The sequence below is a fragment of the Nonomuraea sp. NPDC050202 genome, assembly GCF_040656115.1.
GTDB lineage: Bacteria > Actinomycetota > Actinomycetes > Streptosporangiales > Streptosporangiaceae > Nonomuraea.
In genome coordinates this window covers 434,786-446,670 of record NZ_JBFALF010000005.1, presented here as the reverse complement: position 1 = coordinate 446,670, position 11,885 = coordinate 434,786, and the positions used below count along the sequence as shown (strand labels likewise).

At 71.5% G+C, this 11,885-nt stretch carries 10 protein-coding genes; 4 read left to right on the top strand and 6 right to left on the bottom strand.

What is annotated here, in order from left to right; all coding sequences use genetic code 11:
* From AB0I79_RS18765 to AB0I79_RS18750, 4 genes are all read right to left on the bottom strand, one after another.
* Positions 1-1,994, bottom strand: a 1,994-nt coding sequence (locus AB0I79_RS18765; RefSeq protein WP_357874249.1) for a heavy metal translocating P-type ATPase, incomplete at its 3' end; no start/stop codon positions are given.
* Positions 1,995-2,015: 21 nt separating this feature from the next.
* The gene (locus tag AB0I79_RS18760) at positions 2,016-2,990 is read right to left on the bottom strand and encodes a hypothetical protein (protein WP_357874246.1); all 975 of its coding nucleotides are present in this window, start codon (positions 2,988-2,990) and stop codon (positions 2,016-2,018) included.
* Positions 2,987-3,196 carry a copper ion binding protein gene (locus tag AB0I79_RS18755; protein ID WP_357874244.1) on the bottom strand — a complete coding sequence of 70 codons (210 nt, stop codon included), beginning with the start codon at positions 3,194-3,196 and terminating at the stop codon, positions 2,987-2,989. Before AB0I79_RS18755 ends, AB0I79_RS18760 begins: the two co-directional genes overlap by 4 nt.
* Before the next feature lie 29 nt (positions 3,197-3,225).
* On the bottom strand, positions 3,226-3,507 hold the full coding sequence (locus AB0I79_RS18750) for a metal-sensitive transcriptional regulator (RefSeq protein ID WP_357874241.1): 282 nt from the start codon (positions 3,505-3,507) through the stop codon (positions 3,226-3,228).
* Between the two features lie 112 nt (positions 3,508-3,619).
* On the opposite strand from AB0I79_RS18750, the gene AB0I79_RS18745 reads away from it, so the two are divergent.
* The 3 genes from AB0I79_RS18745 to AB0I79_RS18735 all read left to right on the top strand — a co-directional run bounded on the left by AB0I79_RS18745 (position 3,620) and on the right by AB0I79_RS18735 (position 5,714).
* Positions 3,620-3,829, top strand: a complete 210-nt coding sequence (locus AB0I79_RS18745; protein ID WP_357874239.1) for a hypothetical protein — start codon at positions 3,620-3,622, stop codon at positions 3,827-3,829.
* Positions 3,830-4,046: 217 nt separating this feature from the next.
* The gene (locus AB0I79_RS18740; RefSeq protein WP_357874236.1) at positions 4,047-4,205 is read left to right on the top strand and encodes a hypothetical protein; all 159 of its coding nucleotides are present in this window, start codon (positions 4,047-4,049) and stop codon (positions 4,203-4,205) included.
* Positions 4,206-4,292: 87 nt separating this feature from the next.
* Positions 4,293-5,714, top strand: coding sequence for an MFS transporter (locus tag AB0I79_RS18735; RefSeq protein ID WP_357874234.1), 1,422 nt, complete (start codon positions 4,293-4,295; stop codon positions 5,712-5,714).
* A gap of 388 nt (positions 5,715-6,102) precedes the next feature.
* Here the strand turns inward: AB0I79_RS18735 and AB0I79_RS18730 are convergent, their stop codons facing one another.
* Both AB0I79_RS18730 and AB0I79_RS18725 read right to left on the bottom strand, forming a co-directional pair.
* Entirely contained in the window at positions 6,103-6,456 is a 354-nt protein-coding gene (locus tag AB0I79_RS18730) for a helix-turn-helix domain-containing protein (RefSeq protein WP_357874231.1), read from the bottom strand.
* Positions 6,457-6,848: 392 nt separating this feature from the next.
* Complete coding sequence (locus tag AB0I79_RS18725; RefSeq protein WP_357874228.1) at positions 6,849-7,973, bottom strand: serine hydrolase domain-containing protein; 1,125 nt, start codon at positions 7,971-7,973, stop codon at positions 6,849-6,851.
* A 414-nt stretch (positions 7,974-8,387) separates the two neighbouring features.
* On the opposite strand from AB0I79_RS18725, the gene AB0I79_RS18720 reads away from it, so the two are divergent.
* Positions 8,388-11,870, top strand: coding sequence for a protein kinase (locus AB0I79_RS18720; RefSeq protein ID WP_357874225.1), 3,483 nt, complete (start codon positions 8,388-8,390; stop codon positions 11,868-11,870).
* Positions 11,871-11,885 lie beyond the last annotated feature (15 nt).

The window sequence follows — 11,885 nt, the reverse complement described above, 5'->3', positions numbered from 1 at the left end:
GAGGCTTCGATGGCGGCGTCGGTGCCGGTGCCCATGGCCAGCCCCAGATCCGCCTGGGCCAGCGCGGCGGCGTCGTTGACGCCGTCGCCCACCATGGCCACCACCTTGCCCTCGGACTGCAGCTTCTTGACCACGTCCACCTTGTCGGCGGGCAGCACCTCGGCGATCACCTCGTCGATGCCTACCTCGGCGGCGACGGTCCTGGCCACGGCCTCGTTGTCGCCGGTCAGCAGCACCGGCGTCAAGCCGAGGGCCCGGAGCTGGGAGATGGCTTCCTTGCTGGTGGGCTTGACCACGTCGGCCACCACCAGGACCGCGCGTGCCCGGCCGTCCCAGCCGACCGCCACCGCGGTGCGACCGGCCGCCTGCTCGGCCCTGAGCTCGCGCTCCAGCTTCTCCGGCAGGTGCTGGGACCACTCCTGCAGCAGCCGGGGGCGGCCGACCAGCACCGCGTGGCCGTCCACGATGCCCTGCACGCCCAGCCCTTCGACGTTGGCGAAGTCCTCGGCCGTCGGAAGGTCGCCGACGCGGGCGGCGGCACCCTTGGCGATGGCCTGGGCGATGGGGTGCTCGGAGGCGTGCTCCAGTGCGCCGGCCAGGCGCAGCACCTCTTCCTCGTTCTCGCCCTCGGCCACGTGGACGGCAGTCAGGGTCATCTTGCCTTCAGTGACGGTGCCGGTCTTGTCCAGCACGACCGTGTCGATCCGGCGGGTGGACTCCAGCACCTCCGGCCCCTTGATCAGGATGCCGAGCTGGGCGCCCCGCCCGGTGCCCACCAGCAACGCGGTCGGCGTGGCCAGCCCCAGCGCGCACGGGCAGGCGATGATCAGCACCGCCACCGCGGCGGTGAACGCCGCCCCCACCCCGTCGCCGGTGCCCAGCCAGAAGCCGAGCGTGCCGAGGGCCAGGGCGATCACGATCGGCACGAAGATGCCGGAGATGCGGTCGGCCAGCCGCTGCACCTGCGCCTTGCCGGTCTGCGCCTCCTCCACCAGCCTGGCCATCTGGGCGAGCTGTGTGTCCGCGCCGACCCGGGTAGCGCGGACGATCAGCCGCCCGCCCGCGTTCACCGTCGCCCCGGTCACCGGATCGCCCGGCCGCACCTCCACCGGCACCGACTCGCCGGTCAGCATCGAGGCGTCCACCGCCGAGGTGCCCTCCTCGATGACCCCGTCTGTGGCGATCTTCTCGCCGGGCCGGACGACGAACCGGTCTCCGGTCTTGAGCTGCTCAACGGGGACGCGGCGGCCGTCCGCGAGTTCCACGTCCTTGGCGCCCAGCTCCATCAGCGCCCGCAGCGCCGCCCCGGCCCGCCGCTTGGAGCGGGCCTCGAAGTAGCGTCCGGCCAGGATGAACGCCGTGACGCCTGCCGCGGCCTCCAGGTAGATGTTGCCCGAGCCGTCGGTGCGCTCGATCGTGAACGCGAACGGGTGCGTCATGCCGGGCGTGCCCGCGCTGCCGAAGAACAGCGCCCACACCGACCAGCCGAGCGCGGCGATGGTGCCAAGCGAGATCAGCGTGTCCATCGTCGCGGCGCCGTGCCGCAGGTTGGTCCAGGCGGCCTTGTGGAACGGCCAGCCCGCGTACGCCACCACCGGCGCGGCCAGCGTCAGCGACAACCACTGCCAGTTCGTGAACTGCAACGGCGGGATCATCGCCATCGCGATCACCGGCACGGCCAGCACCACGGAGGTGATGAGACGGTTGCGCAGCGGCTGGAGCTCGTCCTGCGGCTCCTGCTCGGCCCTCTCGGCTCGGGGCGGGGCGGGCAGGGCCGCGGTGTAGCCGGCCTTCTCCACCTCCGCGATCAGCTGCTCCGGGTCGACGTCTTCGGGGAAGGTGACCTTGGCCTTCTCGGTGGCGTAGTTGACCGTGGCGGTCACGCCGTCCAGCTTGTTCAGCTTGCGCTCGATACGGTTCGCGCACGAGGCGCACGTCATGCCGCCGATCGAGAGTTCGACCGCGTGCTGCCGGTCATCGGTGACCTGGGACATCACCGTTCTCCTTCCTCTCGCTCAGTGGCTGTGGCCGTCGTCGCCGTGCCCGGTCGGCGTCGGCGAGGGTGTCGGCGTCGGGAGCTGCGGTCGCTCGCCCGCGCCGAGGGTGAAGTCGGCGGTACGGACCTCGCCCTCGTGCTGGAAGTCGAGGAACAGCCGGTAGTCGCCGGTGCTGGGCACCTCGGCGTGGAAGACGATCTCGGGACCGGCCTTGGTCCTGCCGTCACCGGGCTCCCCGTCCGGGTGGACGTGCAGGTAGGCCAGGTCCCTGGCGCGCAGGGCCACCAGATGGCCGTAGGCGCCGAGGTAGGGCTGCAGGTCGGTGACCGGCTTGCCGTCCTTGCTCACCTTGAGGGTGAGCTTGCTGGACTGCCCGGGCGTCAGGTCGCCGTCGAGGGTGACCTCGTAGCCGTCGACCTTCACCGTGCGGCTCTCCTCAGGGAGCGCCTCCGGCTGGTAGTCGCCGGCCACGGACAGGTCGGCGCCCAGGGTCAGAGCGCTGCCGCCCGTCGCTGTGAAGTCGGCGAAGGCGCGGTACGGGCCTGCCTTGGGCAGTGTCAGCTTGACCGACCAGACGCCGTCGGGCGCCATCTCCGGGTGCACGTGCTGGAAAGTCTTCAGATCGCGTGAGGCGACGATGAGGTGCAACTTCTTGTCGTGCTCGACCTGGAAGCCGGTGACCGGCCTGCCGTCGGGGCCGGTCACGGTGAAGCGGAAGTCGGCAGGCTCACCGGGCTTGATCGTCGTGGTGAGCGGGTTGAGGGTGTAGCCGTTCTCGGACACCTGGAGCCCCCCGGGGGTATCGTCCTTCACCTGGGCGGTGGCGTGTTCTCCGTGTCCCGCGCTCGCGCTCGCGAGCGGCGCCGTCATGGCGGCATGGTCCTCGGCTGGAGGTGTCCCGACCGGGCCCACCGCCTTGCCCACACCCAAGGCGCCGCCGAAGACGACGGCCAGCCCCAGGACGTACGAGCCGAGCTTCGTCGCGGTGTTCACTGGTTCGCCACTTCGTAACCGGCCTCCTCGACGGCGGCGACGATCTTCGCCGCGTCGACGGGGCCGTCACTGTCCACGGTCAGCAGGCCGGTCGCCAGGTCCACCTCGACGTTGGTGACACCGGCCACCTCGCCGACCTCCTCCTTGACCGAGCTGACGCAGTGACCGCAGGTCATGCCCTTGACGGTGTAGGTGGCGGTGCTCATATCGATCTCTCCTTCAATCCGTGGGTCAGTCAGGAACGAACAAGTCGTGCGATGGCGTCGGAGGCCTCCTTGACCTTGGCCTCCGCCTCCGGCCCGCCCTTCTGCGTGGCCTCGGCGACACAGTGGGCCAGGTGCTCCTCGAGCAGCGACAGGGAGAACGACTTCAGCGCGCTGGTCGCCGCCGACACCTGCGTCAGGATGTCGATGCAGTACTTGTCCTCTTCGACCATCCGCTGCAGGCCGCGGACCTGCCCCTCAACGCGGCGCAGGCGCATCGCATGATCCTGCTTCGTACCGGTGTATCCGGCCATGTCCACCCCTCTCCTAGGTCAACCGCTCGTAACAAACACCATACCCCCCTACGGTATTCCTGGCAACAGACGGCGGCCCATCGGCCGCCCGGTGAGACTTGAGGAGTTCGACATGCCCCACGCGATCCGCAGGCCAGGCGTCCTCGGCGGGACGTCGCCGGCCGTCTTCCTGGCCGCCGTTCACTTCGTCAACGACGCGATAACCGCGATGCTCGGAGCCCTGCTGCCGACCTTGCAGGCCCGTTTCGATCTGGGGCCTGTTCTGCTGGCCCTCATCTCTCCATCGTCTCGGCCTTCGGCGTCGATGCCACCCCGTGGCTGATGGCGCCGGGCATCGCGGTCGCCGCCCTGATGTTCGCCCTGCTGCCCTACCGGGAGTCCCATGGCCGCAGGCCGCCGCGGGCGCTCTTCAGCTACGCCTGCTGCGCGGCCCGTCGGCGGGCCGACGCTCGCGGCCGGCCTGGCGAGCCTGGCCTCCGTCACCTTCACCAGCTCGGTCCCCAGGCGCGCCGGCAAGCGCGGCCGGCATCCTCCTGGGAGTGTCGGCTGCCCTGGCGGGCGCGCTGTACGTCGCCTTGGGCTGGCTCCAGGAACTGGTCGGCGTAGGTGCCGGGATGGCCGTCGGCTTCGGGCTGGCCGGCCCCGCGGCACTGATCGTCCTGGCGGCGCTGCGACGGCACCCGGAAACCGGACGTTGATCCTGCAGGCTTGACAGATACCCCCTACTGGTATTTATTAGCCCTCGCACATACCCCCTAGGGGTACATGAAGACTGGAGAGCACCCATGTCCGCACCATCCCCCCGGCGCTGGACCGCCCTGGCCCTGATCGCCACGGCCCAGTTCATCGTGATCATGGACACGTCGATCATCGGCGTGGCACTGCCCCGCATCCAACAAGACCTCGGCTTCTCCCAGGAAAACCTGTCCTGGGTCTTCAACGCCTACGTCGTCGCCTTCGGCGGCCTCCTCCTGCTGGGCGGCCGCCTGTCCGACCTGCTCGGCGCCCGCCGCCTCTTCAGCGCCGGCTGGCTCATCCTGCTCGCCGGCTCCCTGATGGCCGGCATCGCACCCGAGGTGTGGGTCGAGCTGACCGGCCGCGCCGTCCAAGGCGTCGGCGCCGCGTTGATCGCCCCGTCCGCACTCACCCTGCTGATGATGCTGTTCGGCCACAACCCGAAGGAACTGACCAAAGCCCTGGCCCTGTACGGCGCCGCCGCCCCCGCCGGCGGCACCGCCGGCGTCTTCCTCGGCGGCGTCATCACCGAATACCTCAGCTGGCCCTGGGTCTTCTACATCAACATCCCCATCGCACTCATCGCCCTCGCGGCCACCGGCCCCCTGATGCCCGCCGCCCCCGCAACACGCGGCTCCATCGACGTGCTCGGCACCCTGACCGTCACCCTCGGCCTCGGCGCCGCCGTCTACGCCATCGTCCGCGCACCCGAGACCGGCTGGGGCTCCGCCCAGACCTGGATCACACTCGCCGTCGCCGTACTGCTGCTGGCCGCGTTCGTCACCATCCAGGCCCGCCGCCGCCAGCCGCTGATGCGCCTGTCCATCTTCCGCACCCCGAACCTGGCCGCCGCCAACCTCACCCAACTCCTGCTGGGCGGCGCCTGGATCCCCATGTGGTTCTTCCTCAACCTCTACCTGCAGCAGGTCCTCGGCTACAGCGCCTTCCCCAGCGGCGCCGCCCTGGTCCCGATGACCGTCCTCATCATGATCGGCATGATCGTCCTGGCGCCGCGAGCCATCGGCCGCCTCGGCCCCAAGCCGACCACGGTCACCGGCCTGCTCCTGCTCACCGCCGGGATGGCCTGGCTGTCCCTGATCAGCCCGGACGGCAGCTTCACCACCGACGTCCTGCCCGCCAGCCTGCTCGCCGCCCTCGGCATGTCACTGGCCTTCATCCCCTCCCTCGGCACCGCCATCTCCTCCGCCCGCCCCGAGGAAGGCGGCCTGGCCTCAGGCATCGTCAACACCAGCTACCAGGTCGGCTCCGCGCTCGGCCTGGCCGCGATGACCGCCGTCGCCTCGGCCAACGGCGCCGACCAGCTCGGCGACCTGCCCGCCCTCACCAACGGCTTCTCCGCCGCCTTCATCGGAGCCGCCGCCATCGCCCTCGCCGGCGCCCTGATCGCCGCAGCAACCCTGCGCACCCGCACCGGCGCGCCCACCGACGAGCTCACCGCCTCCCGCGGCTGACACCTCAGAACGCAACGCAGCAGACGAGTCGCTGATCGCTGACACGACTGCCCCTCGGCTCTCCGTAGCGGGACCTGCTGGCGAAGCAGCCAAGACGAAAGCGCCCCCGTGATCACCCACGTGATCACGGGGGCGCAGTCTTGCAAGATCCTCTACGTCACACCGGCGTCACACTGGCACCGCACGAAGAGAAAGTCGTGGACCGACACGAGTTATCACGTTCCGTCACCACCGAAGGCGGGGCCAGCTGCCCTCTCCCTGGCCCTGACGCGATACCCGTCTTGGTCGGGGTTGAGGCCTGGCCCTGGCCGAGATCGCTACGGCCCGGCCGCAACGGGGCACGCGGCGCACAGAACACGGGGACCTTGCCGCGCAGGGCTGCCAGCGGCTAGGCGGGCGCGGTGGGCAGGTGGTCCTCGGCCCACTGGGACAGCTCGTGAAGCGCGGGCATGAGCGCCTTGCCACTCTCGGTCAGCTCGTACGTGACGGTCACCGGCGGCCCTTCGTCCACGGTGCGCGCGATCAGACCCGCCTTGGTCAGCTCCGACAGCCGGTCGGACAGGACCGAGTCGCTGACTCCGTCGATCGCCCGCGACAGCTCGCGGAACCCGGCGGGCCCGGCTCGGAGGCTGCCCAGCACCAGGCCGCTCCAGCGCTTGCCGAGGAGGGTGAAGGCGCGTGTCAGCGCGGCGTCGCCGCGATCGCAGTCGTCCATGGCGTTCCGCGTGTCTGCTCTTGCCATACACCCATACTAGTAGAAGAGTCGTCGCTCTTATTTTACTAGCGCCTACGCACAGGCTAGTCCTGCGTCGATGACGAACAAGGAGAGTGTGCTGGGCCAGAAGGCCGGCGTGCGTCCCAGCGTCGTGGTGCCGGGCGGCGGATATGGCGGTTCCAAGGTGGCCAACGGTCTGATCTCCCTGGAGGTGTACGGCCATCTCGGCACGCGGCCCGGCGACCCCGGCAAGCTCTACCAGGCCGGACTGCTCGGCCCGCTGCAGGTGTGGCTGCGCCGACGGCCAATCCTGGCGCGGGTGACCGGCGCCGACATGTCCAAGGATCGGCCGGCGGCCCGGGCAGCCTTGGATCGGCCGCCCGTGAGCCCGCCGCCGGCGTTCCACCAGCGGATCCCGGTCAGTCCTCGCCCACGACCGTCAGGTCGTCGCCCAGGGCGGCGGCGATCTCCGCGGCCCTGGAGTGATCGTCCAGCCGGCGGGTCAGGTAGGCACAGCCGTGGTGATGCCTGCGCGACCACCAGGCGGCCGAGCCGCCGATGCCGCCCTTGGCGATCTTGCCATGGTCTCGGACGAAGCCCAGCGTCCAGGTGATCCTGGTCCCGAAGACCTCGTCGAACTCCGTGACCTGTGGGGCGAGCAGTTCGGCGTGCAGCTCCGGTCCCAGCAGGGCGCGCACGGGGCCGTCCTCGGCGGTCAGCTCGGAGAAGAACCGGGCCATGGCCGTGGCGGTCGTGTGGAGGTTGACCGCGCCGAAGACCGCCTGCCGCCAGGCTCTGGAGTTCGCCCGCTCGACGTCCAAGGTCCCGTCCGGAATCTGGAGCCACGGCGCGGCGTGCAACCGGCGGGGCCAGCCCGGGTCGGCGTACTCCAGGTCGGCGACCCGCCCCAGCAGGTCGTCCGGCACCCCGAACCACGCGTCCAGCCCCAGCGCGGGCCGTACGACCTCGTTGAACAGCTCCCCCAGCGTGGTGCCGGCACCCGCGCGCAGGATGCCGTCCACCAGGTGCCCGTAGGTCAGCGCGTGCTCCCCGAGCGACGTTCCCGGAACGTACTCCGGCGCCGCCTTCGCCAGGCTCCCGCGCAGCCCGGCGTCGTCCAGCAGATCCAGGCCGGACGCCTCCGCCGGGAACCGTGGCTGTCCTGCCCGGTGCGTGAGGACCTGGCGCAACGTCGTCCGGTCCTTGCCGCCGACCCCGTACTCGGGCCAGTGCCTGGCCACCGGCTCATCGAGTGCCAGTGCGCCATCGCGCACCGCCACCAGGGCGGCGAGCGTCACGAAGGACTTCGACAGCGAGTACGGCTGGACGAGGGTGTCGGCACGCCAGGGGCGGTGCCGCGAGGAGTCGGCCCATCCCCCGCTCAGCCGGACGACCTCTCGCCCATCGCGCCAGACCGACACCCCGGCACCTGTCTCCCGGCCGTCATGAACCAGCTTCTGGAAGACCTCGCGTACCTTGTCGTATCCATCGGCCACGAACCCTTCGACCTGCGCCACACCGGACATCTCGGATGCGTCACTCATACTGCGCGCCTCCCGCACGTCGTCTTCTCCTCTCCGAACATACCCCCGGCCGGTATGAAGGGCCAGCAGGGAGCCGCGACTTCGCAGGGCTCCGCAGCCGGCCGAGGATCACCACCGCCTGACTCACACCGCCGGGAGGCCATGGGGCTGCTTGCGGCGGCTCGCGCGGAGGGCGACCCTCGCCGCTACACCTCCGGCCCCACCGGCTCAAGCCCTGCCGGCAGATCGAACGTGCCGGTGAGCTGGTTCGGGGCGACCAGCCCTGGAAGCTCGGCGATGATCCGGCCACGGTATGGAAGCCGAAGAACATTCCCGCCCGGTCCGGCCATGCCGGCGTGATCCACGGACGCCGAACAAACTCGCTCCCCGTCTCGACTAACGGCATGGGGATCGGAAGAGACGGGGGATCGGGACATGGGTGGTTCGGCCGAACTACTTCCGGGTGATCCGGCGCGCCTGGGCGACTACTTGCTGGCGGGGCGGCTGGGGTCGGGCGGGCAGGGAGTCGTCTACGAGGCGTACGACGATTCCGGGCGGCGGGTCGCCGTCAAGATTCTCTACGGGGTCGAGCTGCGGCACGGGCTCACCCGGGAACTGGCCGCCGCCGAGCGGGTCGCCTCGTTCTGCACTGCCCAGGTGCTCGGCCACGATCTGGGGGCAGCCAGGCCGTACATCGTCAGCGAATACGTCGAGGGCCCGAGCCTGCGCCGGTTCGTCGCGGAACACGGCCCGCTCGGCGGCGCCGACCTTCACCGGCTCGCCGTCGGCGTCGCCACCGCGCTCACCGCGATCCACGAGGCCGAGGTCATCCACCGCGATCTGAAGCCTGACAACGTGCTGCTCGGCCCGGACGGCCCACGGGTGATCGACTTCGGCATCGCCAGGACCGCCGAGATGTCGCTGACCTCCACGGGCGTCGTGGCCGGTACGCCCACGTACATGGCGCCCGAGATCCTCACCGGGCGGCGGGCGGGCACCCCGGCCGACGTGTTCGCCTGGGGAGCGATCGTCCTGTTCGCGGCCACCGGACGCGACCCCTTCCACGCGGAGAACCTGGGCGCGGTGATGTACAGCGTGCTCACGGCCGAACCGGACCTGGGCGACCTCGCCGACCCGCTGCGTTCCCTGGTGGAGGCGGCCCTCGGGAAGGAGCCCGCCGACCGGCCGGCCGCCCGGGAGCTGCTGATGGGGCTGCTGGGGGCCGTGCCCGATCCGCTGGCCGCCGGGGTCGAGAAGGCGTCCGAGGTTCGCGCCGGTTCCGACGATCCCTCGATCGGGGCGCGCGCCGAGGAGGTGTACGCGACCCTGACGCCTGCCGCCCAGGAGCTGGTACCCGAGATCTTCCTGCGCATGGTCGCCGCCGGTCCCGACAGCGAGGACACGGTGCGGCGAGTGGCCCGAGCCGAGCTTCCGGCCGGCGCCGACGACGTGCTGGCGGCGTTCGCGGAGGCCAGTCTGGTGACCTCCGGCGGCGAGTACGTGATGATCTCCCGGCCGGCGCTGCTGCGGGCGTGGCCACGCCTGCGCGACTGGGTGGAAGCCGAGCGTCCCGGCCTGGCCGTCCATCGCGAGATCGCGGTCGCGGCACGGCGCTGGCAGGAGGGGCAGGGCGATCCCTTCCAGGGCAGGACGCTGGAGTCGGCGCTGCGCTGGGCCGCCACGGGCCGCCGGCACCTGACCCTGAACCCCCAGGAACGCTCGTTCCTGGAGGCCGGCACAGCGGTCGCCCGCCGCAGGGGCCGCGTCCGCCGCCTGGTGACGTCCAGTCTGAGCGTCCTGCTCGTGCTGGCCCTCGGCGCCGGGGCGATCGCCGTCCGGCAGAGCCTGGACCTCGCCCAGCAGCGTGACGAGGCCGCCGCCCGGGCCGTCGCCGCCCGCGCCGAGACCCTGCGCGCCGAGGACCCGGTGGTCGCGATGCTGCTGAGCGCCGCCGCCTGGAACATCGCCCCGGCGCCCGAGGCGCGTACGGCCCTGTACGGCTCGCTGGCCCAGCCCGCCCTGGACGTCCACGCGCTCGGGTACGGCCGGTTCGGCTCCGACGGCCGCACCTTCTACACGTGGGACGACCGGCAGGTGGCCGTGTGGGACGTCGCCACCCGCAGCAAGGCCCGCACGGTCGCCGTCACGATGCCCGGCGAGGACGGCGAGATCTCCCTGAGCCGGGACGGCCGGCTGGCGGCGCTCGCCGGCGACGTCGAAGGCGACGGGGTCCGGCTGTGGGACATGACGTCCGGACGGCCTGCCGGCGGCCTCGACACCCGCCTCACGGGCGCCGACTTCGGCGACGGGAACCGGGTCTACGCGGCGACCACCGCGGGCGAGCGTACCCAGCTGTGGCGGGTGGGCGGTCGCGAACCTCTCCTGGAGCGCGGCTCGTTCGAGTCGGTGGCGATCAGCCCGGACGACCGCTTCGTGGCCCTGTTCCACCAGGAGGGACCGGGCGAGATCTGGGACCTGTCCCGCGGCGAGCGGCTTCGCGCACCCACCGCGCGGAAGGGCCAGGACGTCATCGCCGTGCGCTTCTCGCCGGACGGCCGCACCCTGGCGATCGTGCGGCCGACCGAGGTGCTGCTCTGGGATGTGGCGTCAGGCAAGGCCGCCGGCCCGCCGCTGACGAGGCCGGGCGCCCTGTGGCGCAACTCCTATGGGCCCGGCCTGGTGGCGTACAGCCCGGACGGCCGCTGCCTGGCCGTTCTCGATCCGGACGGAATCACGCTGTGGAGGATCGGCGACCAGATCGCCCTGACCACCTTCCCCCTGGGGCGCCAGGACGTGCACACCCTGAGCTTCGACCGGGACGGCCGGACACTGCGCTATCTGCGCACGGACAACCCCATGACGGTCACCTCCCTCGACGTCTCCGCCCACACCCGGCCCCCGTCCCTGGGCGACGCGACCATGCCGGCGCAGACGGCGATCGCGGGGCACGCGCTGAGCCCGGACGGCCGCGTCGCCGCGCTGCTCGACCGCGGCACGGCGGCCGTACAGCTGTGGGACGTGCAGAAACGCCGCCTGCTGGGCCAGCTCGAGGGCTTGGGCGAGCCCGCTGCCGTCACGGGCGCCTGGATGTTGTTCAGCCCGGACGGGCGCACCATCGCGATCACCGTCGGCCCCGAACCCACACGGACGAGCCTGTGGGACGTGGCCTCCCGGCGCCGGCTGCCGGATCTGCACGACCCGAGCCACCTCATCGACCACGTCCAGGCGTTCAGCCCGGACGGCAAGACGCTGGCGATCGCCGTCGGCCAGGACGGCACGGAGCACACAAGAGCATGGGACGTCGCGAAACGGAGCATGACGGAGACCTTCCCGATCGAGGACAGGCGGGTGCTCGCGTTCGTGGCCAACGACCGCGTCCTCACCTCGGGCGCCGAGATCGTCGACCTGACCTCCGGGAAGCGGACGGCCTTAGCCGGGGCCGGCCCGTTCACCGGAAACGTCGTGGCACTCAGCGCCGACCGCCGGCTCGTCGCCGTCGGCGAAGAGGGGCAGGTCGGCATCTGGGACACCGCGACGGGAGGGCGCCGTGCCCTCGTACGTGACGTGCGCGCCGGAGCCCCGGCGAGCATCGCGGGCGGTGACGCTTCCGCGATCGTGTTCTCCCCCGGCGGGGACCTGCTGGCCTCGGCCACGTTCGGCGAGATCCGGTTGTGGGACACCACGACCGGCCAGCAGGTCGGCCCGCCGTTCGCCGGCCCTGCCGGCGCCGGGTCGCTGGCCTTCGACTCCAACGGCACGCTGCACGCGACCAGCGGCGGGCGGGACCTGCTGGACTATCCGACCGACCCCGCACGCGCCGCGGACGCCGTCTGCGCGAGGGCGGGCCGGTCGCTGACCGAGGCCGAATGGCGGCGCTACATCCCGTACGTCCCCTACCGTCGCGGCGTGTGCGACTAGCTCCGACCTGGCTCG

Coding starts and splice junctions, on each gene's coding strand:
- AB0I79_RS18755 (WP_357874244.1), bottom strand. CDS start 3,196: ATGAGCACCGCCACCTACACCGTCAAGGGCATGACCTGCGGTCACTGC.
- AB0I79_RS18730 (WP_357874231.1), bottom strand. CDS start 6,456: ATGGCAAGAGCAGACACGCGGAACGCCATGGACGACTGCGATCGCGGC.
- AB0I79_RS18745 (WP_357874239.1), top strand. CDS start 3,620: ATGCCCCACGCGATCCGCAGGCCAGGCGTCCTCGGCGGGACGTCGCCG.
- AB0I79_RS18735 (WP_357874234.1), top strand. CDS start 4,293: ATGTCCGCACCATCCCCCCGGCGCTGGACCGCCCTGGCCCTGATCGCC.
- AB0I79_RS18725 (WP_357874228.1), bottom strand. CDS start 7,973: ATGAGTGACGCATCCGAGATGTCCGGTGTGGCGCAGGTCGAAGGGTTC.
- AB0I79_RS18750 (WP_357874241.1), bottom strand. CDS start 3,507: ATGGCCGGATACACCGGTACGAAGCAGGATCATGCGATGCGCCTGCGC.
- AB0I79_RS18720 (WP_357874225.1), top strand. CDS start 8,388: ATGGGTGGTTCGGCCGAACTACTTCCGGGTGATCCGGCGCGCCTGGGC.